Annotated in this window: 21 protein-coding genes; 10 read left to right on the top strand and 11 right to left on the bottom strand. The window is 63.0% G+C overall.

The window, feature by feature from the left end; genetic code table 11:
* Positions 1 to 32 precede the first annotated feature (32 nt).
* Together GM668_RS19985 and GM668_RS19980 are read right to left on the bottom strand one after the other, a co-directional pair.
* On the bottom strand, positions 33 to 728 hold the full coding sequence (locus GM668_RS19985; protein WP_155440834.1) for an SDR family NAD(P)-dependent oxidoreductase: 696 nt from the start codon (positions 726 to 728) through the stop codon (positions 33 to 35).
* Between the two features lie 83 nt (positions 729 to 811).
* Entirely contained in the window at positions 812 to 1,567 is a 756-nt protein-coding gene (locus GM668_RS19980; protein ID WP_155440723.1) for a helix-turn-helix domain-containing protein, read from the bottom strand.
* Positions 1,568 to 1,708: 141 nt separating this feature from the next.
* On the opposite strand from GM668_RS19980, the gene GM668_RS19975 reads away from it, so the two are divergent.
* The 3 genes from GM668_RS19975 to GM668_RS19965 are packed head-to-tail and all read left to right on the top strand — an operon-like array spanning position 1,709 to position 5,853.
* Complete coding sequence (locus GM668_RS19975; protein WP_155440722.1) at positions 1,709 to 3,433, top strand: N-acyl-D-amino-acid deacylase family protein; 1,725 nt, start codon at positions 1,709 to 1,711, stop codon at positions 3,431 to 3,433.
* A gap of 38 nt (positions 3,434 to 3,471) precedes the next feature.
* Positions 3,472 to 4,449, top strand: coding sequence for a Rieske 2Fe-2S domain-containing protein (locus GM668_RS19970; RefSeq protein ID WP_155440721.1), 978 nt, complete (start codon positions 3,472 to 3,474; stop codon positions 4,447 to 4,449).
* Between the two features lie 27 nt (positions 4,450 to 4,476).
* Entirely contained in the window at positions 4,477 to 5,853 is a 1,377-nt protein-coding gene (locus GM668_RS19965; protein WP_155440720.1) for a DUF1329 domain-containing protein, read from the top strand.
* Between the two features lie 16 nt (positions 5,854 to 5,869).
* Here the strand turns inward: GM668_RS19965 and GM668_RS19960 are convergent, their stop codons facing one another.
* Positions 5,870 to 6,664, bottom strand: a complete 795-nt coding sequence (locus GM668_RS19960; RefSeq protein ID WP_170305726.1) for a substrate-binding periplasmic protein — start codon at positions 6,662 to 6,664, stop codon at positions 5,870 to 5,872.
* A gap of 143 nt (positions 6,665 to 6,807) precedes the next feature.
* Here GM668_RS19960 and GM668_RS19955 point away from each other — a divergent pair, with 143 nt between their 5' ends.
* Together GM668_RS19955 and GM668_RS19950 are read left to right on the top strand one after the other, a co-directional pair.
* Positions 6,808 to 7,686 carry an SPFH domain-containing protein gene (locus GM668_RS19955; RefSeq protein WP_155440718.1) on the top strand — a complete coding sequence of 293 codons (879 nt, stop codon included), beginning with the start codon at positions 6,808 to 6,810 and terminating at the stop codon, positions 7,684 to 7,686.
* A 12-nt stretch (positions 7,687 to 7,698) separates the two neighbouring features.
* Positions 7,699 to 7,899, top strand: coding sequence for a type II toxin-antitoxin system antitoxin (locus tag GM668_RS19950; RefSeq protein ID WP_155440717.1), 201 nt, complete (start codon positions 7,699 to 7,701; stop codon positions 7,897 to 7,899).
* Between the two features lie 18 nt (positions 7,900 to 7,917).
* Here the strand turns inward: GM668_RS19950 and GM668_RS19945 are convergent, their stop codons facing one another.
* Complete coding sequence (locus GM668_RS19945) at positions 7,918 to 8,667, bottom strand: substrate-binding periplasmic protein (RefSeq protein ID WP_155440716.1); 750 nt, start codon at positions 8,665 to 8,667, stop codon at positions 7,918 to 7,920.
* Positions 8,668 to 8,820: 153 nt separating this feature from the next.
* Here GM668_RS19945 and GM668_RS19940 point away from each other — a divergent pair, with 153 nt between their 5' ends.
* Genes GM668_RS19940 through GM668_RS19920 form a run of 5 tightly spaced genes read left to right on the top strand, consistent with a single transcriptional unit; the run spans position 8,821 to position 16,296 of the window.
* Entirely contained in the window at positions 8,821 to 10,635 is a 1,815-nt protein-coding gene (locus GM668_RS19940; protein WP_155440715.1) for an acyclic terpene utilization AtuA family protein, read from the top strand.
* A gap of 5 nt (positions 10,636 to 10,640) precedes the next feature.
* Positions 10,641 to 11,510 carry an SDR family oxidoreductase gene (locus tag GM668_RS19935; RefSeq protein WP_155440714.1) on the top strand — a complete coding sequence of 290 codons (870 nt, stop codon included), beginning with the start codon at positions 10,641 to 10,643 and terminating at the stop codon, positions 11,508 to 11,510.
* The gene (locus GM668_RS19930; protein WP_170305725.1) at positions 11,507 to 13,126 is read left to right on the top strand and encodes an acyl-CoA carboxylase subunit beta; all 1,620 of its coding nucleotides are present in this window, start codon (positions 11,507 to 11,509) and stop codon (positions 13,124 to 13,126) included. The genes GM668_RS19935 and GM668_RS19930 overlap by 4 nt, the downstream gene beginning before the upstream one ends.
* 18 nt (positions 13,127 to 13,144) lie before the next feature.
* Complete coding sequence (locus GM668_RS19925) at positions 13,145 to 14,302, top strand: acyl-CoA dehydrogenase family protein (protein WP_155440712.1); 1,158 nt, start codon at positions 13,145 to 13,147, stop codon at positions 14,300 to 14,302.
* Entirely contained in the window at positions 14,299 to 16,296 is a 1,998-nt protein-coding gene (locus tag GM668_RS19920; protein ID WP_155440711.1) for an ATP-binding protein, read from the top strand. Before GM668_RS19925 ends, GM668_RS19920 begins: the two co-directional genes overlap by 4 nt.
* A gap of 6 nt (positions 16,297 to 16,302) precedes the next feature.
* Here GM668_RS19920 and GM668_RS19915 read toward each other — a convergent pair whose 3' ends face one another.
* From GM668_RS19915 to GM668_RS19885, 7 genes are read right to left on the bottom strand one after another with little or no spacing between them, the layout of a single operon-like run.
* Positions 16,303 to 16,965: a TetR/AcrR family transcriptional regulator gene (locus GM668_RS19915; RefSeq protein ID WP_155440710.1), complete on the bottom strand. Its 663-nt coding sequence runs from the start codon at positions 16,963 to 16,965 to the stop codon at positions 16,303 to 16,305.
* 46 nt (positions 16,966 to 17,011) lie between these two features.
* Entirely contained in the window at positions 17,012 to 17,305 is a 294-nt protein-coding gene (locus GM668_RS19910; RefSeq protein ID WP_155440709.1) for a DUF971 domain-containing protein, read from the bottom strand.
* Complete coding sequence (locus GM668_RS19905) at positions 17,302 to 18,315, bottom strand: HEAT repeat domain-containing protein (protein ID WP_155440708.1); 1,014 nt, start codon at positions 18,313 to 18,315, stop codon at positions 17,302 to 17,304. The genes GM668_RS19910 and GM668_RS19905 overlap by 4 nt, the downstream gene beginning before the upstream one ends.
* A complete protein-coding gene (locus GM668_RS19900) occupies positions 18,312 to 19,163 on the bottom strand; it encodes an ABC transporter ATP-binding protein (RefSeq protein ID WP_155440707.1) in 852 nt (283 codons plus the stop codon). Before GM668_RS19900 ends, GM668_RS19905 begins: the two co-directional genes overlap by 4 nt.
* The gene (locus GM668_RS19895) at positions 19,160 to 19,978 is read right to left on the bottom strand and encodes an ABC transporter permease (RefSeq protein WP_155440706.1); all 819 of its coding nucleotides are present in this window, start codon (positions 19,976 to 19,978) and stop codon (positions 19,160 to 19,162) included. The genes GM668_RS19900 and GM668_RS19895 overlap by 4 nt, the downstream gene beginning before the upstream one ends.
* A 12-nt stretch (positions 19,979 to 19,990) precedes the next feature.
* The gene (locus GM668_RS19890; RefSeq protein ID WP_155440705.1) at positions 19,991 to 21,376 is read right to left on the bottom strand and encodes an ABC transporter substrate-binding protein; all 1,386 of its coding nucleotides are present in this window, start codon (positions 21,374 to 21,376) and stop codon (positions 19,991 to 19,993) included.
* A gap of 12 nt (positions 21,377 to 21,388) precedes the next feature.
* The gene (locus GM668_RS19885; protein ID WP_154373745.1) at positions 21,389 to 21,622 is read right to left on the bottom strand and encodes a 4Fe-4S dicluster domain-containing protein; all 234 of its coding nucleotides are present in this window, start codon (positions 21,620 to 21,622) and stop codon (positions 21,389 to 21,391) included.
* Position 21,623: the final 1 nt, after the last annotated feature.

The raw sequence follows: 21,623 nt of genomic DNA, 5'->3' as shown, positions 1-21,623 counted from the left end.
GCCACGTTGCCGTGCGGCTTTATACGGCCTGATCAGCTTCGGCCGATGACAGGCAATGCCGCCCCGTGCACGGCGCGCGCCGCGTCGGAGGCGAGGAACAAGATCACGTCAGCCAGCGCTGCCGGCGCCACCCAGCGGGAATAATCCGCGTCCGGCATGGCGCGACGGTTTTCCGGTGTATCGATAACCGATGGCAGCACGCAGTTGACGTTGATGCCGTCGTCGCGCAATTCCGCCGACATGGCTTCCGTCATGCGCACCACGGCATCCTTGGACGCGCAATAGGCGCCCATCCTGGCCGCGCCTCGCAAGCCGGCGTTGGTGGCCACGCTGACGATGCGGCCATGGCCTGCCGCCTGCATGTGGGGAACGACAGCGCGCGCCGTATGCAGCACGCTGCGCATATTCAAGCCAAATAAGAAATCCCAGTCCGCGTCCGGTGTCGCGTGCACCGGTTGGCCCATGCGGAAGCCGCCTGCGATATTGCACAGCACATCGATGGCGCCGTTCCATGCCGCGACGGCCGCCGCAACGGCATCGCTGTCCAGCAAATCCACTGCCAGGCAGCGGCAGCGCGGATCGCTTTCCGGCCACGCGGCGCGCAGGCGCGTGACGTCGCGGTCCAGTAACAGCAATTGCGCGCCGGCGTCGTAAAAGGCGCGGGCCGTGGCCTGGCCCAGGTTGCCGGCCGCGCCGGTGATCATGACCGTCTTGCCGCTGAAATCCATGATGTGCTCCGTGTTTGAATGTGGGTGGCCCATGCTGTCGCCGCCGTGCTGCTGAAACATCGTCCGCGCAGACTAGGCGCAGTTTATGCCTTGGCTTTGAGTTTTTGGTGGAAGCCCCGCATGTCGATCTGGTCGGCCGATACGAGCACCGTGTACCACGCCTTCTGGTCCACGGACGTGGCGCGGTCCACTTCACCAAGCAGGCGGATATTGCGCATGAATTCGCGGCTCATGTCTTCCACGCGGTTCAGCGACGCATCGGACAATTTCACCATTTCCGCGCTCCACGGCGCGCAGGAATTGTCGCGTGCAAAGGAGCGGGCCTTCAGCCACTGCGCCATTTGCGTGCGCATCGGGCCATCCTTGCGCCACTCGACATTGCGCACCGTCAGCAGGCGCACTTCATTGCCGGGCAACAGGTCGATGACGCGCAGCTTGTCCAGCCGCGCGAGGAAGCGCACCAGCGTGGCGGGATCGAGTCCCTGTTCCGCCCACAGCTCTGCAGGCGACCAGCCGCGCAAGATGATGACGAAAATGAACGCCAGTTCATGGTCTTCCGCCAGTCCTTGTTCTTGCGCCAAGGTCAATTGCCGCAAACGGGCGTCCGCATCGCGGGTGGCCAATTCCACCAGTTCGATCAGGCTGACGTCCGCGCACGCGCAAAGGCGCTCGAGCCGTTCCACCGTCAGCGCTTTGCCGGCAAACCAGCGTTTAATGGTCGGTTCGCTGACGCCCAGCGTTTGCGCAATGTCGCGGTAGCCGATGCCCCGCATGCGCAGCATGCGTTTCAGTGAACTGACCAGCAACGGCATCTGACTGTTGCTTTCCTGACGCACCATGCGTGCTTTCTCCCCATGCTGTGAACAAAAAAGGATCAATCTGTGATCCTTTTTATGAAATTTACCACGAAAAAACCGCCCGAAATACCATGGCCTGGCACTTGATTAAAAACGCAACAAAACCAACGAGGAGACAGCAACATGACGGACTTTTTGATTCGGGGCGGCGTGGTCATCGACGGTACGGGCGACGCGGGCTATGTGGCCGATGTGCGGGTGAAGGGTGAGACCATCGCTGAAATCGGCCGCGATTTGCCGCATCGGGGCGAGCGCATCATCGACGTCGCGGGCTGCTGCGTGACGCCGGGCTTTATCGAATCGCATACGCACTACGACGGCACGATGTGGTGGCAGCCGGACCTGGACCCGCTGCCAGGTTATGGCGTCACCACGTGCATCATGGGCAATTGCGGCTTTTCCGTGGCGCCAGTGCATCCAGATAAACAAGTGCAAATGGAAATGGTGAAAATCTTTTCCTTCTTTGAAGATATCCCCACGGAGCCATTCGCCGGCAACTTGCCGTGGAACTGGTCGGACTGGCCGGAATACAGGCAATCGCTGGCGTCCAATGTGCAGGTATCGACCAACATCGCGGCCTACGTGGGCCACATCGCGCTGCGCCTTGCCGTGCTGGGCATGGATGCGTGGAACCGCGCCGCCACCAAAGAAGAAACCGCGCGCATGGCGGCCATGCTGGAAGAGGCGTTAAAAGCGGGCGCATTGGGCTTGTCGTCGAACTTGCATGACCATGACGGCGATGACCGTCCGGTGCCATCGCTGCTGGCCGATGACCATGAAATGCGCGCGCTGATTGCCGTGCTGGCACGCTATCCGGGCACGTCGCTGCAAGTGATCGTCGATACCTTCATGCGCAAGACGGGACCGCAGGCAACGGAGCGCATTGCCCGCCTGTGCGAAGGCTTGCCGGTGCGCGTGCAGTGGGCCGGTGTGCCAACGTTGATGTTCCAAAAGGATATCCAGGCGCCGATGCTGGACATGCACGAGCGCTTCAAGAAAGAAGGACGCGATTTCTGGACGGGATTTGCGCACGTATCGCCCACGTACACATTGAGCGTGAACCGTTCGCTGATCTTCGCGCAGTCGAATGACTATGTGTGGCATGAAGTGGTGCTGGCGGAAACCGAGGCGGCCAAACGCGCGCTGCTGAGCGACCCGGCGTGGCGGGCCCGCGCACGCCATTCGTGGGATGTTGCAGCGTGGCGCCATTCGCCGATGGCGCGGCCGCAGGATTTGCATTTGCTGAACTCTGAAAATGGCGCGGGCCCGGTCAAGCTGTCAGTGGCGGATTTCGCGAAGCAGCGCGGCGTGCATGCGTCCGACGCGATGGCGGACTGGCTGCTGGAAAACGGCTTGCAATCGACTGTGCACCTGGCGCCGTTCGACATCGATGAAGAAACCGTCGTGCGCCTGCTGAAGGATCCGTACACGGTGGGCAATGTCAGCGATGCGGGCGCGCATGGCCAGATGCTGTGCGGCGGCGGTGAAAACATGCGGCTGTTCACGCACTTTGTCAAGGCGACGGGGGCGCTGACGCTGGAGCAGGCCGTGCATGTCCAGACCGGCAAGCTGGCCAGGCATTTTGCGCTGGCCGACCGGGGTGAACTCAAGGCGGGCAAGCGGGCCGACATCACGGTATTCCACCTCGATGAAATCGCGCACCGCGACATGAAGAAAGTGTATGACGTGCCGGACGGGAAGGGTGGACATGGCTGGCGCTGGACACGCGACGCGGCGCCAGTGCGGCTGACACTGGTGAACGGGGTGCCGACGTTTGAGAACGGCAAATTCACGCAAGCGTATCCGGGGCAGCTGCTGGGCCCGAACGCTGTGCAGTCCCGTGGCTGAAAACGTCTTGACCACACCTACACGAAAGGAACACAGCAATGCCTGAACTCGCCCCCATCCCCATGAAATTCCGCTCGCCCCATGCCAACGATCCCTTCCCGCGCGGCTGGTACTGCGTGGCGGATGCCCACGAAATCAGCGACGGCGCGATGCTGCCGGTCAGTTTCCTGAACCAGCAGCTGATCGTCTACCGCACCGCTGCAGGCCGTGCGCAGGTAACTGATGCCTATTGCCCGCACCTGGGCGCGCACCTGGCGTCCAGCGACGGCTGCATCAAGGACGGCGCCATCACGTGTCCATTCCACAAATGGACGTTCGATGGCGGCGAAGGCCACTGCACCAGTATCCCGTATGCGGCAGTGCCGCCATCGCGCACCTTGGGCCTGGCGCTGCACCCGACCCGCGAAGTCGATGGCATGGTCATGATGTGGCACCACCCGCAAGGCGGCGCCCCGGACTTTGAACCCTATGCCAGCACGGCGCTGCAAAAAGACAAATGGATCCTGTTTGAAACCCGGACGTGGGAAAGCACGGCGCCATACCGCGACCTGTTTGAAAACCTGTTCGACACGGCGCACATCGTGCAGCTGCACGGCGCATCGAAGATGCCCACGATGAAAAAGATGGAGCAGCAAGGCCATGGACTGACCGTGCATTACGCGATCGACCCGGAAGCCGAGCAATTCCCCATCGATACGTTTGAAGTGAATTTCACGGGCGTCACGGCCATCAACCAATTGTTTGCAGGGCAGGGCTGGGCCACGAACTTCGTCATCTCCGCCACCCCGGTCGATCATGAGCGCTTTATCCAGAAGGCGCGCCTGTACGTGAAAGACCTGGGCAGCCAGGCCGCCAATGAAATGATCGGCAAGCCATGGCTGGAGCGCTTCGCATATGAAGTGAGCCAGGACTTCAAAGTGCTGGACTATAAAAAACACTTGCTGAAGCCAAGGCTGTGCGGCGGTGACGGGCCGATATACCAGTACCGGGAGTATGCGCGCCAGTACTTTGAATAATGCAGCCGACACGCTGGAGGAGACACGATGCGTAGCAAAACAATGGTGGTGGCCGGGATTGGATGCATAGCGTTCGGCGCACTGGCCCAGAGCCGGCCGACGGCGCAGGAAATTGCGTCGCTGGGCAATGAGCTGACGTGCATGGGGGCGGAGCGGGCCGGCAGCAAGGATGGCGCGATTCCGGAATTCAGCGGGCGGTGGAGCACAAGCGGGGGCAGTGGCGGGACCACTGCGCCGGCCGATGCCGCCAGGGCCGGCGACAAATACGGCGACCCGTATGCGGCGGAAAAACCGCTGTACGTCATCACGGCAAAAAATATGCAGGCGTATGCGGACAAGCTGTCGGAAGGGCAGAAAGCGTTGCTGCAAAAGTACCCGGCCACGTTCCGCATTCCCGTCTATCCGACGCACCGCGACTTTGGCTATCCGGCGCCGCTGTGCAAGGCGGCGAAGGAAAATGCGGAAAAAGCGGAACTGGCCGACGGCGGCGCGGGACTGCATGCGGCCAATGGCGCGCCGCCATTCCCGATTCCGAAAAGCGGGCTTGAACTGTTGTGGAACCATTTGCTGGCCGGTTCCGTGTCCACGTACCGCGCGCAGCAAGACCAGGCCGTCGTGTATCCAAACGGGGAAATCGCATGGGGCAAAGTGGACTTCCAGGTGTTCCTGCCCGGCTTCAAAGCCAATGCGAAAAGCCGCACGGACGGGCTGTACGCGTACTTCAAAACCAAGACCCTGTTGCCGGAGCGGCAGAAAGGAGAAATCGTCGTCGGCGAAGAGTATTACAACAACCAGAAGCAGCCCCGCCTCGGCTACGTGTACAGCCCCGGTACGCGCCGCGTGCGGCAATTGCCGTCCTATGGCTTCGACATGCCGCAGGGGCCGGGCGGCTTCCGCACCATCGATGACGACCGCCTGTTCAATGGTTCGCCGGAACGCTATGAATGGACCATCGCGGGCAAGCGGGAAATGGTGGTGCCGTTCAATGCGTTCCGCATCCAGCAAGCCAGCGTCAAGTATGCGGACTTGCTGACGCCGCACCACGTCAATGCCGATTACATGCGCTACGAGCTGCGGCGCGTGTGGGTGCTGGAAGCGAAGCTGAAAAGCGGCTACCGCCACCAGTACAGCCGGAGGGTCATGTATATCGATGAAGATACGTGGAATGGCGTGATGGCTGATAACTACGATGGGCGGGGCAAGCTGTGGCGGGTCGGCATGGTCAATTACTTTCATGCGCATGACGCGGGCATTTACATCAACACCACGTCGATTTACCACGACCTGGAATCGGGCGCCTACATGACGGACAAGATGACCAATGCGCGTCCTCCCGAAATCAACGCGGGCGGCCTGACTGCGGCGAACTTCACGCCGGATACGGCGCGGATGGAGGGGTTCTGATGGGGGATGGCCGGCGTCATTCGGCGTAGAGCTTCAGGTACTTGGCCGCCAGGCGTTCCCCTTCCGCCTGGCGCGCCTCTGCCAGCGCCTTCCATATTTTCGGCGCCAGCTCCGGGTGGCGGGCATTGAACTGGTGGCTGATTTGCAGGTAGTAATCGCGGGTCGCCAATGGCATCGGCAGTTTGACGACGCGGTCCAGTTCGGGCTTGCGGCGCAGCGTCAAGTCGCCGAAATCAGTCAAATGTGCAAAGCCGTCGGCGCGGCCGGCCAGCAGCATGCGGAAGGCATCGTCCGGGCTGTTGGCTTCCATGACGGGGACGCCGGACTTCTTCAAGTCATCGATGATCGCGTAGCCGCGCATGGCAATGACGCCTTGCTGCACATGGCTGAACGCTGTTCCATCCCATTCCAGCGGCGTTTCACGCAACTTGTACAAGCTGTAGGATTTTGTGTCCATGCGGTAGCGCCGGTCGGGTTTGCCATCGGCCATCGGATACATGCCGGTCTTTTGCCGTTCCGGCTTGAAGCTGCTGGAAAAGATGGCGTCCACTGCACCCACTTCCAGCTCGGCCAGGCAGCGCGCCCATGGCTTGCGCGAGAAGGTGATGCGCAAATTCGGCACCCGTGCCGGAATCATGGCCACCAGTTCCACCAGCACCCCCGGATGTTCGGGCACGACCGACCCGTTGCCGGTATGGTCGTAACTATCCTTGTCTTCAAACGCGACGCGGAACTCGACTGGCTGCGCCTGGCAGTGCAGGGCCAGCAGCGCCAGCAGCAACACGACAAAGGCACGAATGATCGTCAGCATGGTGATGCCGCACTCCAGAGGGGATGGATAACGATTGTAGCCCATGCTTTCTGTGCGAAATCAAAGTTTCTTGACAACATAAAGAAGTGATCCTAAAGTGATATCACTTTGATGCTTATTTGATGTTAACCGAGGACTCCAGCATGTCTACCGCAAACCCCAGGCGTGAACACAGTTTTACTTCCTACAATGGTTATCTTGCGGCGTTTGCTGCCGTCGCGCTGATCCTCGGCAGTCTCGCCGCCTTGCGCGGCGGGCCCCTTGGCATCTTGCTGTTCCTGCTGATGGCGGGCGGCGGCATTTTCATGGTTCCCGGCCTGTACATGCTGCAGCCGAATGAAAGCGCGATCTTGCTGCTGTTCGGTAAATACGTCGGCACCGACCGCAGCGAAGGCTTGCGCTGGGCGTGCCCGCTGTACCGCAAGCGCAAGCTGTCGGTGCGGGCGCGCAACTTCAACTTGCCGACACTGAAAGTCAACGACAAGCGCGGCAATCCTGTGGAAATCGGCGCGGCTGTCGTGTGGCGCGTGCGCGATACGGCGCAGGCGCTGTTTGATGTCGATGATTTCGAGCGCTATGTGCCGGTGCAGGGCGAAGCCGCGCTGCGCCACCTGGCGTCGCAATACGCGTACGACGAAGGCGAAGATTTGGCGGCCGGCGAAACCACGCTGCGTGCCGGCATGGATGAAGTGGCCCATGCGCTGCGGGAGGAATTGCAAGCCCGCTTTGATGCGGCCGGCGTGGAAGTACTGGATGCGAAGCTGACGCACCTTGCGTACTCGCCTGAAATTGCCCAGGTGATGCTGCGCCGCCAGCAGGCCGAAGCCATCATCAGCGCCCGCAGCAAGATCGTCCACGGCGCCGTCAGCATGGTGGAATCTGCGCTGAAAAGCCTGGCCGAGCGCGAAATCGTGGAACTCGATGCAGAGCGCAAGGCGGCCATGGTCAGCAATTTGCTGGTGGTGCTGTGTTCCGACAAGGAAGCGCAACCCATCATCAACGCCGGCACCTTGTACAACTAAAGGCTGCTTGCCATGGCCAGCCCGGGGAAAAAAGCCTTCCCGCTGCGGATCGATCCTGCTCTGTGGGATGAACTGCAGCGTCTGGCCGCGCGCGATCTTCGCAGCGTCAATGCGGAGATTGAATTTCTGCTGCGCGAAAGCCTGGCGCGGCGCGGCATCAAGGTCAAGCATGCTGCCGCGCCGGATGAAGAAAGCGGCAGCGCCGCAGACTAGGGTATCCCCGGCTGGCCGCTATTCGCCCGACAACGTGCGCCGCGCTTGCTGCAGGCGCTTGTTAAACCCCGCCTGCTGGTCCGCCAGGTAGCCGCTTTTCTGCATGTCCTGCAGCGCCTGCGTCAGCGCGGGGATCACGGCCGCATTTGCCTTATGCACGTAGTGATACAGCGGCCATGACTGCAGCGGGGGATCTTGCGTGCGCATGCCCCGGATATTGAGCCGTTCCAATTCCAGCCATGCGGTGTCCGGCAGCACGGCCACATCGCAGCGGCCGAGCTTCACCATGCTGAAGATATTGGCGGACTGGCTGACGATGCTCACTTGCGGAAAACTGGATGTCGCTTTCTCTATGGACTTGAGGCCGCGCCGGATGCAAATGCGGTAAGGCTGCAGGTCGGGCCATGCGCGCAGCGGCAGATCGCGGCCATACGTAAAGGCCAGCGCATCGAACGACATCAGCGCAACGGGCACGCGCACCAGGTTGGGGTACACGGCGTCGATGCCGGCCACGTGGGTCACGTCGCCAAAAAATTCGCCCGCGTTAATGGCCGCAGCGGCCCGTTCGGGCGGCATCGGCACGCCCACCACCTTGATGCCGATGCGGCGGTACGCCTCGCGCAAGATGGCCAGCGCGGTGTCCGTCATCGGCTCGTTTTCCGCACACCCCAGCTGGACCGAGGCGGGCCACGGCGGCTCTGCCCAGCACGCTGGCACAGCCAGCGCTGCCAGCAACACACTTCGCCGCGTCAGCGTTGCAAGTCGCATTGCGCATTCCCGTGAAATCATTCTTGCAAGCCATTTTACATGGCGCCGCCATCGCCACTGTGGCTTTTTGGATGTTCAGTCAGTGAGTGTTTGATTTAATAAAGCGATTGCTTTAATATTTTTGCTAACGCGTAACCATGGGATGGGACTGGCATGCACAAAGACGTGGTACGGATCGGCGGGGCGTCCGGCTTCTGGGGCGACAGCATGGCCGGACCCGTGCAGCTGGTGCAGTCAGGCGCCATTGACTTTCTCGTATTCGATTACCTGGCCGAACTCACCATGGGCCTATTGGCCAAGGCACACAGCAAGGATGCCGATGCCGGCTATGCGACAGACTTCGTCACGGTCGCCATGCGCGCCGTGCTGAAGCCCGCGCTGGCGCAGGGCATCCGCGTCGTTGCCAATGCGGGCGGCGTCAACCCGCATGGCTGTGCGCGGGCGCTGCAGGCGCTGGCGCAGGAACTGGGCGTTGCCGTGAACATCGCTGTCGTCGATGGCGATGACGTGTTGCCGCAGTTGCCGCAATTGCGCGCCCAGGTAAGCGTTGGCGCCGCGCTGCCCGCGCAGGCAGCCAGCGCCAATGCCTACCTGGGCGCGTTCCCCATTAAGGCTGCGCTGGATGCGGGGGCGCAAGTGGTGATTACCGGCCGCTGTGTTGACAGCGCTGTCACCTTGGGGCCGTTGCTGCACGCGTTTGGCTGGCCGCACGACGGCTATGATTTGCTGGCGGCGGGCAGTCTGGCCGGACATTTGATTGAATGCGGCTGCCAGGGCGTGGGCGGCTTGCATACGGACTGGGAAGCCGTGCCTGACTGGGCCAACAGCGGTTATCCCGTCATTGAATGCCGCCGCGACGGCGTGTTCACCATCACCAAGCCGCCCGGCACCGGCGGGCTGGTCACGCCTGTCGCTGTGGCCGAGCAATTGCTGTACGAGATCGGCGACCCGGCGCGCTACCTGCTGCCGGACGTGACGTGCGATTTCACGGCGGTGACGGCGACGCAAGTGGCGCAGCACGCGGTCGAAGTGCGGGGCGCGCGGGGCTTGCCGCCGCCGTCCACGTACAAGGTCTGCCTCACGTACATGGATGGCTGGCGCTGTGCCGGCCAGCTGACGGTGATCGGCTTTGACGCTGCCGCCAAGGCGCAGCGCACGGCCGACGCGATTTTGCAGCGGACACGCATGATGTTTTCGCGCCTCGGCATGGCTGATTACACGGCTACGCATACCGATATTGTTGGCGGCGCCAAACCGTATGCGCCGGCGCAGGGCAACGGTTTTGAAGCCGTGATGTGGCTGGCCGTCTCGCACGGCGAGCGCCGCGCGCTGGAATTGTTTGCACGTGAAATTGCGCCGGCAGCCACGTCGTGGGCGCCCGGCACCACGGGCGCGGCGGGGCGTCCACCGGTGGCGCCGCTGGTGCGTCAAATGGCGTTTGCCATCGATAAGCAAAAGGTGGCGGCCCGCGTGGCGCTGCTGGACGCCGGCGGGCAGCCAGTCGATGTGCCTTTTGCCGCACCGGCGCATGCGGCATGCGATAGCCCTGTTCAAACGCAGCGTGTCCCGGCCAGTGAGGCAATACCAGACCCGCAGGGCCCGCACGAAACGCACCATCAGCCATTGCGGCCACCGCGCACCGTGCCATTGATTGCACTGGCCTATGCGCGCAGCGGCGACAAGGGCGACACGTCGAATATCGGCGTCATCGCGCGCCGTCCGCAAGACGTGCCGTTATTGCGCGCGCTGTTGACGGAACAGACCGTGGCAGGCTGGCTGCAGCCGCTGGTTAAGGGCCACGTGACGCGTTATGAACTGCCCGGCATCCACGCGTTCAATTTCGTTTGCGAACAGGCGCTCGATGGCGGCGGCATGGCATCGCTGCGCCATGATCCGCTGGGCAAGGGCATGGCGCAAATCCTGCTGGCCATGCCGGTGCAGGTCCCTGATGATTATCCACTGGAGTAAACCGTATGTATCGTTCCATCTTCAAGCCCGGCCTGTTTGACGGCCAACTGGTCATCGTGACGGGCGGCGGCAGCGGTATCGGACGCTGCACTGCGCACGAACTGGCGGCGCTGGGCGCCACGGTGGCGCTGGTAGGCCGCAATGCGGACAAGCTGGCGTCCGTGCAGGAAGAAATTGCCGCCGCCGGCGGATGCGCCCATACCTACGCGTGCAATATCCGCGATGAAGCGGCCGTGCAGGCGCTGGTTGCGCAACTGGTGGCCGAACATGGCGCCATCGCGGGCCTTGTCAATAATGCGGGCGGCCAATTCCCATCGCCACTGAAAGACATTTCGCAAAAAGGCTGGGAAGCGGTTGTGCAAACCAACCTGACGGGCGGCTTCCTGATGGCGCGCGAATGCCTGAACCAAAGCATGGCCGCCAGCGGCGGCGCCATTGTCAATATCGTGGCGGACATGTGGGGCAGCATGCCGAACATGGGGCACTCCGGCGCGGCCCGCGCCGGCATGGTGAGTTTTACGGAAACCGCCGCATTCGAATGGGCGCAATACGGCGTGCGCGTCAATGCGGTGGCGCCGGGCTATATCGCGTCGTCCGGCATGGACCAGTATCCGCCCGCCATGCGCGACACTATCCGCGCGTTCCCGAAAACCTTGCCGCTGCAGCGCTTTGGCACGGAAGCGGAAGTATCGGCCGCCATCGTATTCCTGCTGTCGCCTGCCGCCGCGTTCATTACTGGCGCCACCATGCGTGTCGATGGCGGCCGCCCCAATGTGCGTCCCGGTATGCCGATGCCGGAGCCCGTCCGGCAGCAGGCATACAATGGCTTCCATCTGGCGGCAACGCCCCGCGTGCTGGGTGGTGGAGAAGCGTGATGAAGGTGGAAACCACAGTCGATCCGGCGTCCGGCGGCTACCGCGCCAACCACGACGCCGTGCTGGCGCAGTTGGCGCAATTGCGGGCGCTGGAACAGCGCACGCGCGATAAATCCAACGCGGCCCGCCCGCTGTTCGAACGGCGCGGCCAGTTGCTGCCGCGCGAGCGGCTGGCGCATTTGCTCGACACGGGCGCGCCATTCCTGGAACTGTCGACCCTGGCCGGCTATGGCCTTGACCACCCCGACCTGGAACGCTCCGTGCCGGGCGGCGGCATGATTGCCGGCATAGGTTTTGTCGAAGGCGTGCGCGCCATGGTGCTGGTTGACGATGCCGGCATCGATGCCGGCGCGGTACAGCCGATGGGCATAGAAAAATTCCAGCGCGCGCAGCAAATCGCGCTGCAGCAAAAGCTGCCATTCATCCACCTGGTCGAATGTGCCGGTGCGAATTTGCTGGCCTATAACGTGGAAACGTTTATCCATGGCGGCAGCGGTTTTTACTGGCTGGCGCGCCTGTCGGCGGCAGGCTTGCCGGTCATTAGCGTCGTGCATGGCGCCAGCACGGCGGGCGGCGCGTACATGCCGGGTTTATCCGACTACGTGATCATGGTGCGGGGACAAGCCAAAGCCTTCCTGGCTGGGCCGCCATTGCTGAAAGCCGCGACAGGAGAAATCGCCAGCGAGGAGGAATTGGGCGGCGCGGACATGCATGCGGCGGTTTCCGGCCTGGCGGACTATGTGGCGGACGATGATGCCCACGCGTTGTCGCTGGCGCGCCAGGTGGTGGCCACACTGGACTGGAACCGCCAGGTGGCGCCGGCCTGTACGCAGCACGCCGCGCCGGTACTGGATCCGCAGCAGTTGCCGGGGCTGGCCCCGGCCGGGCAACGCGTGCCGCTGGACATGCGCGAAATCATAGGCCGCATCGTCGACGGTTCATTGTTCATGGAATTCAAGCCGGACTACGGCCCGGCCACGGTGACGGGCCACGCAGCCATTTGCGGCATCCGCATCGGCATCCTGGCCAACAATGGCCCGCTCGATCCCGCTGGCGCCACCAAGGCGACGCAATTCATCCAGCTGTGCTGCCAGTCCGGCACGCCGCTGGTGTACCTGCAAAACACCACCGGCTTCATGGTGGGCAAAGCGTACGAACAGGCGGGGATGATCAAGCATGGCTCGAAAATGATACAGGCCATGGCAAATGCCAACGTGCCGCGCGTGACCGTGCATTGCGGCGCGTCGTTCGGTGCTGGCAATTACGGCATGTCGGGGCGGGGCTTTTTCCCGGACTTTTGCTTCAGCTGGCCCAATGCGCGCACTGCCGTCATGGGAGCGGAACAGGCGGCCGGCACGATGGCCATCGTGATGGAAGCCGGCATGCGCCGCAAAGGGCTGGAAGTCGATATGCAAGCCATTGCCGCCATGCGCGAACAAGTGATTGCCACCTTTGAAAAGCAGACCAGCGCGTTCTATACGTCAGGCCGTTTGCTGGACGATGGCGTCATCGACCCGCGCGACACACGCAACGTGCTGGCCATGGCGCTTGCCACGTGCCGCGAAGCGCAAGAACGAACATTACACCCCGTGCAGTTCGGCGTGGCACGGCCATAAATACTACCGGAGACCAGCATGCAATTGACGCACGAACACCAGGAACTGCAGCGCAACCTGAAGCGTTTTATCGATGAGGAAATCAATCCCCATGTCGATGAATGGGAAGCGGCCGAGATCTTCCCTGCCAAGGCATTGTTCAAGAAGATGGGTAGCCTGGGCTTGCTCGGCCTGTGCAAACCTGCAGCCTATGGCGGCCTGGGACTCGATTATTCGTATTCCGTCGTCATGGCGGAGACGCTGGGCCACATCCATTGCGGCGGCGTGCCGATGGCCATTGGCGTACAAACGGACATGGCCACGCCGGCGCTGGCGCGCTTTGGTTCCGATGCGCTGCGCGAACGATTCCTCGCGCCGGCTATCAGCGGGGATATGGTGGCGTGCGTGGGCGTGTCCGAACCATCGGCCGGTTCCGACGTGGCGGCTATCAAGACCACGGCGCGCAAGGATGGCGGCGATTACATCATCAATGGCAGCAAGATGTGGATCACCAACAGCTTGCAGGCCGACTGGATGTGCCTGTTGGCCAATACGTCGGACGATCCGCCGCACCGCAATAAGTCGCTGATCATCGTGCCGATGGATACGCCAGGCATTTCTGTGGGCAGGAAGATCCGCAAAATCGGCATGAATTCTTCCGACACGGGCTTGATCCACTTTGACGACGTGCGCGTGCCGCAGCACTACCGCATCGGCGACGAGGGCAAAGGGTTTACGTACCAGATGCTGCAATTCCAGGAAGAACGCATGTGGTGCGCGGCCAGTATGGTGCAGGCAACGGAAAACTGCATCGATCAAACCATTGCCTACGCGCGTGAGCGCAAGCTGTTTGGTTCCTCTGTGCTGGACCAGCAATGGGTGCATTTCAAGCTGGCGGAATTGAAAACCGAAGTTGAAGCGCTACGCGCCTTGCTGTACCGGGCGTGCGAACTGTACGTGGCGGAGCAGGACGTGACGGAACTGGCATCGATGGCCAAGCTCAAAGCAGGGCGCCTGGCGCGCCAGGTGCCTGACACGTGCATGCAATTCTGGGGCGGCATGGGCTTTACCCTGGATAACCTGGTGTCGCGCTTTTACCGCGATGGCCGCCTGACGTCGATAGGCGGCGGCGCCGATGAAGTCATGCTGGGCATTATTTGCAAGTACATGGATATCTTGCCGGGCCGTAAAGCATGACGGCCTTTGACACCCTCCTCATTGCCAACCGCGGGGAAATCGCCGTGCGCATCATGCGCACGGCGCGCAGGCTGGGTTACCGCACGGTGGCGGTGTATTCGGACGCGGATGCGGGAGCGCCGCACTGCCTGGCGGCCGATATGGCGCTGCGAATCGGCGGCCCGCAGCCAGCCGATTCGTACTTGAATATGGCCGCGCTGCTGGAAGCGGCACGCCGCTCCGGCGCGCAAGCCATCCATCCCGGCTACGGTTTCCTGGCCGAGCAGGCCGGCTTTGCGCAAGCGTGCCATGACGCGGGCCTGGTCTTCATTGGACCGCCGGCGCGGGCCATTGCCGCGATGGGCAGCAAGGCGGGCGCCAAGCAATTGATGCGCGATGCGGGCGTGCCTTGCATTCCCGGTTATGACGGCGATGACCAGTCGGATGCGCGGCTGATCGCGGAAGGGGGGCGCATCGGCTTTCCATTAATGGTGAAAGCGTCGGCCGGTGGCGGCGGGCGCGGTATGCGCAAGGTGGACCATGCGGCGGAATTGCCGTCCGCGCTGGCCGCGGCCCGTTCCGAAGCGCAGCATGCTTTCGGCAATGCGGGGCTGATCCTGGAAAAGGCCGTCGTGTCGCCACGCCACATTGAAATCCAGGTATTTGCCGACCACCATGGCCATGCCGTGCATATGGGTGAACGCGACTGTTCCGTGCAGCGCCGCCATCAAAAACTCATTGAAGAAACACCGTCGCCTGCTGTTGATCGGGCGCTGCGTGCCCGCATGGGGGAAGTGGCGGTGGCGGCGGCGCGGGCCATCGGCTACCGGGGGGCGGGCACACTGGAGTTCCTGCTTGATGCGCAGGGCGGCTTCCACTTCATGGAAATGAACACCCGTTTGCAGGTGGAACACGCCGTGACGGAAGCCGTGCTGGGTATCGACCTCGTCGAATGGCAATTGCGCGTGGCGGCGGGCTTGCCGTTACCGCTGACGCAAGAGGAAATCGACGCGCGCCGCGCGGCGGGCGGCCATGCCATTGAAGTGCGGCTGTGCGCGGAAGATGCGCAGCAAGGCTTCCTGCCGCAGAGCGGGACTGTGCTGCGCTGGCAGGCGCCGGCCGACGTGCGCTGCGACCATGCGCTGGGCGATGGCGTGGCGGTGCCGCCGTATTACGATTCCATGCTGGCCAAGATCGTCTGCCACGGCCCCAGCCGCGCGGCGGCGCTGCGCAGCATGCGGCGCGCGCTGGGCGAGACCGTGTTGCTGGGCCTGGCCAGCAACCGCGCTTTCCTTGCCCGCTGCGTGGCCGACGAAGAATTTGCCGCGGGCCGCGCCACGACGGATTTTATTGCGCGCCGTGCCGATACATTATTCGAGCGCGCGGCGCCGGCGGACGAAGCGCCGTCAATACCGGCGTGCGTTGCGGCAGTGCTGCTGGCATGGCGGCATGGCCGGCAGCATGCGGCGCGCTGGCCGCAGGCTTTGCAAGGCTGGTCCAACAGTGCGGCGGGAAGCCGCACGTGGCGCATCGTGCTCGATGGCGCGCCTTGTGCGGTTACGCTGCGCCAGCTGGACGCAGACACGTGGGAGGCAGGCAGCCACCGTTTGCAACTCATCTGTGGCAAGGGGGAATCATGGCAAGTGCTGGCGGATGGCAAACCGTTGCCGCTGGCATGGTGCGCCACGCCGGAACGCGTCCTATTCATGCTTGACGGCGCCGACCATACAGCCAGCGTGGCGCCACCGGCAACAGTGGGCAAGCGGACTGCCCAGGCGCCGCATGGCCGCATTACCGCGCCGATGAATGGCCGCATTGCGGCGTTGCCCGTGGCGCCGGGCGAAGCCGTTCAGGCCGGGCAGGTGGTGGCCGTGATGGAAGCCATGAAAATGGAACACAGGCTGCTGGCGCCTTGCGACGGCGTATTGGAAACCTTGCAAGTAAAGGTGGGCGACCAGGCTGCGCCGGGCCAGTTGCTGGTGCAAGTCGCCGTGGCAAACGGGATCAGCGCCTGACCGCGTTCAAGCTTTGGCGGGTGTGCGCAAGATGAATTGCACGGCTTGTGCCGCCAGGTCTTCCAATGTCGTGCGGCCCGGCTTGTACCACTGGGCCGTCCAGCTCAGGGCGCCGAACATCAGCAGCCGGTCGAAACGGGTCGGCATGGCCCAGTCGCCAGACGTATGCAGGCGGTCAATGACTTCATCCCACACGGCTTCGTAGCGGTCTTTCAGCTTAATGATGCGTTCACGCGACGGCTGGTCCAATGAGCGCCATTCATACAGCAGCACGGGAATGAAATCATGGTTGGGCGCCAGTACGTTATGCAAGTGCACTTCGACCAGCCGGTGCAGGGCGGCACGGGGCGGCAGCGTATGGGGCGCGATTTCTTCAATGCGCGCCAGCGATTCGTGCATGCCGTGTTCCATCACGGCGGCCAGGATTTCCTGCTTGGACTTGAAGTGGTAAAACCAGCTGCCGGAATGGATGCCCGCTGCCGCTGCAATATCCCGTACGGTCGTGTTGTCGTAGCCTTGCGTGCGGAACAAATGCGCCGACTTGCGGATCAATTCCCCCCGCAGGCTATCCTGTTCGCTCTTGGCGGGACGTCCGCGCCGGCGCGGCGCCGCTTCGGATTCAGCGCCAGTGGATGCAGGAAGAATGGGAGGAGCGGTTTTGCTGGACATGCCCCTTTATACCATTTTTGCCATCATCGCTCCAGAGTGGACGCCCTTATGCCGCTTGTATTTCCGATAACTCAAGCAGCAACTGCCACGGATAAATGCCCCGGTCGTGGCCATCGCTGAAGGTCAGCTGTACGCCATAGACGCCCACGGGCGTAATCTGTTCCAGTGCAATGGCCGCGTCAACGTCCACGGCGCCGCCGGCGCGCCGCACGGCGGTGCAGCCGGAACAGCGGCAGCCGGATCGCAGCGCCTGATGGCTGATTTCCGCCGTGGCGCCATCGTCATGGCCCAGTTCCAATACGCGGCGCGATTTGTCGTTGCGCAGGCTGGTAATGGTCATGCCGCCTCCGGCGCACTTTGCTGCAACTGGATCTGGCGGATAGCCAGCCGCGCGGATTTGCGCACTTCCGGGTCGGGATCGTCTTCCACCGCGGCCAGTGCGGGCAGCGCCTGCGCCAGGCGGATTTCACCCAGCGCCAGCGCGGCTTCCTTGCGCAAATTGGCCACCGTGTTTTGCAGTGCCAGCGCCAGCGGCGCTATGGCCGCTTCATGGCGCAAACGTCCCAGGCTGCGGGCTGCGCGCAGGCGCACTTGCCAGTACGGGTCGTCCAGCAGCGGCAGCAGCGCGTCGCCGGCGCCCGGCACGGCCAGCTTGCCCAGCACACCGGCGGCTTCTTCACGCACTTGCCACGATACGTCGACCAGCCCGGCCAGCAGCGCCGAGCGCACGGTGTCCAGCACTGCATACGTGTCTGGCGCTCCGTTGGCGAAACCCAGCGCGCCGATGGCGGCGCGCCGCACGTCCGGCGACGGGTCATTGCCCGCCAGCGCGCCCAGCGGCGCCAGCGCGGACGGGTGTTTCAGCCAGCCCAATACAGCGACGGCTTCGCGCCGTACGGCGGCGTCCACATCGCCCAGCGCCAGCAGGCCGGGTTCCAGGCTGCCGGGTGCGCGCAATTCCCGCAATGCGCGCAGCAGGGCGGCGCGGGCGAATGGCGTCCAGGCGCCGGCGCCTGCTTGCGGCGCCAGCAGCGCCAGCAGCGGGCCAGCCGATGCCGGCTGTTTTAATTCCGATAATGCCTGCGCCGCAGCCTGGCGCACTGCTTCATCGCTGTCGTTCAGGGCCAGCGCCAGCGCATGGGCGGATGCCGGGCTTTCCAGTGCCTCCAGTGCGCGCGCCGCTTCCAGGCGCACGTCGGCGTGCGCGTCGCTCAGCGCGGCAATGAACAGCGGGCTGTGCTCATCGCCGGCGAAATCCGCCAGTTCCAGCAGCGCCAGGCGGCGGATGCCGCTGTCGCCGGCGTGCAGCCGCGCCAGCAATTCCGGATCGTCGTTCAACAGGGTGGTCATGCAGTCTTCCTTTGTAATTGTTCGATAGGGGGGCCCAGTGGGCTCAGGCGCGCCAGCGGCTGTGGATGGGCTTCAGGGTGCAGCAAATCCAGGCAATGCCGCTTCAGGCGCGTAAATTCAGGCGATGTGACAAGGCCGGCGCCGCGCGGGCGTTCAAAGTCCAGCCGCAATTCTTCGACGATGCGGCCCGGGCGGGGGCTCATGACGAAGATGCGGTCCGCCAGGAACAGTGCTTCATCGATATCGTGCGTGATGAATACAATGGTGGTGCGGATGCGGGCCCACACGTCGAGCAGCAAGTGCTGCATCATCAGCCGCGTTTGCGCATCCAGTGCGCCAAACGGTTCATCCATCAGCATCACGCGCGGATGCGTAATGAGCACGCGGGCAATTTCCACCCGCTGGCGCATGCCGCCCGACAGTTGCGACGGATAGTGCTGTTCAAAGCCTTCCAGTCCCACCAGCGCAATCAATTCGCGCGCCCGCGCTTCCCGTTCCTTGCGCGCCACACCTTGCATTTTCAGGCCAAATGCCACGTTGGCCAGCACGGATTTCCATGGAAATAAAGTGTGTTGCTGGAATACGAGCCCGCGCTCCGGATGCGGGCCGCTGATGGCCGTGCCATCGACCGTGATGCTGCCGCTGCTGGCAGGGATGTGGCCCGCCAGCGCGCCCAGCAGCGTGGATTTGCCGCAGCCCGATGGCCCCAGCAGGCAAATGAATTCGCCGGGCGCGATATCCAGCGACACGTCTTGCACGGCTTCAAATGCGCGGGCGCCCTGGCCCAGCACGAGCCGCAGGCGGTCGATTTTCACGCCGCCGCGCAGCGTTGCAATATTTGTCGTCATTTTTCTTCCTTCCATGGTGTGGCCAGCGCGCCCAGTTTGCGGACCAACGCGCTGCTGCCCATGCCGAATACGCCGATAAACAGCATGCCGACCACGATGTCCGCATAGTTTTGCACCGTGTACGACGCCCACGTGTAATAGCCGATGCCGAACTGTCCGGAAATCATTTCCGCCGTCACGAGGCAAAACCATGCCGTGCCCATGCCGATGGCCAGCCCTGTCACGATGCCGGGCGCGGCGCCGGGCAGCACGACTTCCGCAAACAGCGCCAGGCGTTGCGCGCCCAGGCTGCGCGCCGATGCCAGCAGGCGGGCATCGATCTGTTCCACGCCATGCACGGTATTGAGCAAGATGGGGAACAGGGCGCCCGTGAACGTGATGAACACCATCGACATTTCCGACGACGGGAACATCAGGATCGCCAGCGGTATCCACGCGACGGCAGGGATGGGGCGCAGCATTTCCAGCGGCGGCATCAGCAAGTGGCCCGCGCGGCGCGAGCGGCCGATGGCCAGTCCCAGCACGACGCCGGCCACGGCGGCGGCAATGAAGCCGCCAAATACGCGCGCCACGCTGGCGCCCACGTGTTTGGCCAGCAGCGGCGATTGCAGCAAGTCCCATGCGGCGCGCAGCACGTCCAGCGGCGCCGGGACATTGACGAAGGTGATCACACCCAGGTCCAGCCTGCGGGTGGACGCCCAGTGCCAGGCCAGCAGGCACAAGGCCAGCGATGCTGCGCGCAGCGCCAGCGCTGCGGCTGCTTCACCTGTGGACGAGGCGCCGGGCAGCGCCGTCGATGCGGCTGAGTGGCTCATACATTCCTCCGCTTATGCACCGGCCTTGGCGGCGTTAAAGTCCAGCACCTTGCCGCCATTCTTTTTCGCCCACGCTTCCGCCGCATCCTTTTGCAGGAAGCTGCTGACTTCATTCTTGCCCGCGACGAACCACGCATCTTCGGCCAGCAGTTTCAAGCCCGTGTTGCGGTCATGGGCATAGACCACGCGCACCTTCTTGCCGGCTTTTTCCAGCTTGCCCAGTTCTGCAAACGCCGTGGTTGCCGTGGCGTAGCTGCGCACCAGCGGTTCGCCTTCGACCCACACTTGCGCCACCTGCTTGAAGTCCGTGATGGCTTTGCCGGTCACGGCGTCTTTCGCAGCCAGCGGATGGCGGCCATAGTGTTTCAGCTGCGCGTCGTAATCGAGGCCCGCCTGTTTAAAGGCCGTGCGCAGATACTGGTCATTGATGAAGGTTTTCGGATCCAGGTCGGTTTCCGTGCGCTTCATCAGGCGCAAGGTTTCTATCGACGTTTGCACAGCCTGGCGGTATTCCGGCTTCCACGTGAAGTCGCGCGTCTGCAAACCCAGCGGGCCATGGAACAGGTAATTGATTTCCGCTTCAATACCCGTCACCTTGGCAATCAGTTCGCTGTACTTTTCCGGTTCGGCCGTCACTAGGCGGTCTGCTTCAATGGCGGCGCGCAGGAAGGCGACGACAATTTCCGGATATTTTTTCGCAAAATCCGTGTCGACCAGGCTGCCGTGCAGGGTCGGCGCATTGGCTTGCGAGCCGTCATAAATCTTGCGCGCATAGCCGCGGTGCGGGAACAGTTCCGCGAACGGCACGAAGTCGGCGTGCGCATCGATCTTGTTGGCTTGCAGCGCCGATCCCGCCACTTCCGGCGCTTGTGTGACGATGGTGACGTCGCGGTCCGGTGTCCAGCCTTGCGCTTTGACGGCGCGCAGCAGCATGCCATGGGCCGTGGAAGCAAAGGGTACGGAGATGGTCTTGCCCTTCAATTCGGCCAGCGACTGGATGCTTGATGCTTTCGGCACCACGATGCCGTTGCCGCTGCCTTGCGTACTGCCGGACAGCACGGTGATGAACTGGCTCTGGCGGCCCGCCTTCTGGAAGGCGGCCCCGTTGAACGAGCCAGGGAAGTCCGCCATGGAACCGATATCGAGCTTGCCCGCCACCATTTCATTGGTCAGCGGTGCGCCGGATGTGAAGTTTTTCCACTGGATGTCATATTGCGCATCCTTGTACTTGCCATCTTTCGGCAAATATTTTTCCAGCAGTTTCAGTTCACGGATGAGCAAGCCGCCGGTGGCGCAATTGATGGTCGTGTCTTGCGTGCCGATGGCGATACGGATGGTTTCAGCATTGGCTGACAAGGCGACAGTAGACAGCAGCAGGGGCAGCAGTTTCTTCAGCATGGCAATTCCTTTTCAGCGTAACAAATAGGGGATATCGACCGTAACGGCGCCAGTCGGGCAATCTTTTTCGCATGGCATGCAATACCAGCATTCGTCGTACTTCATGTAAGCCTTGCCTTTGACCATATCGATGGCCAGCACGTCGAGCGGGCAGACGTCGACGCAGACGGTGCAGCCCTTGTGGGCAATGCACAGGTCGTCGTTGACACGGACCGGCACGCTGGCCGGGATGTAGGCGGTAGTCATG

Source organism: Pseudoduganella ginsengisoli (assembly GCF_009720865.1).
GTDB lineage: Bacteria > Pseudomonadota > Gammaproteobacteria > Burkholderiales > Burkholderiaceae_D > Rugamonas > Rugamonas ginsengisoli.
This window is presented reverse-complemented; position numbering and strand designations above follow the sequence as displayed.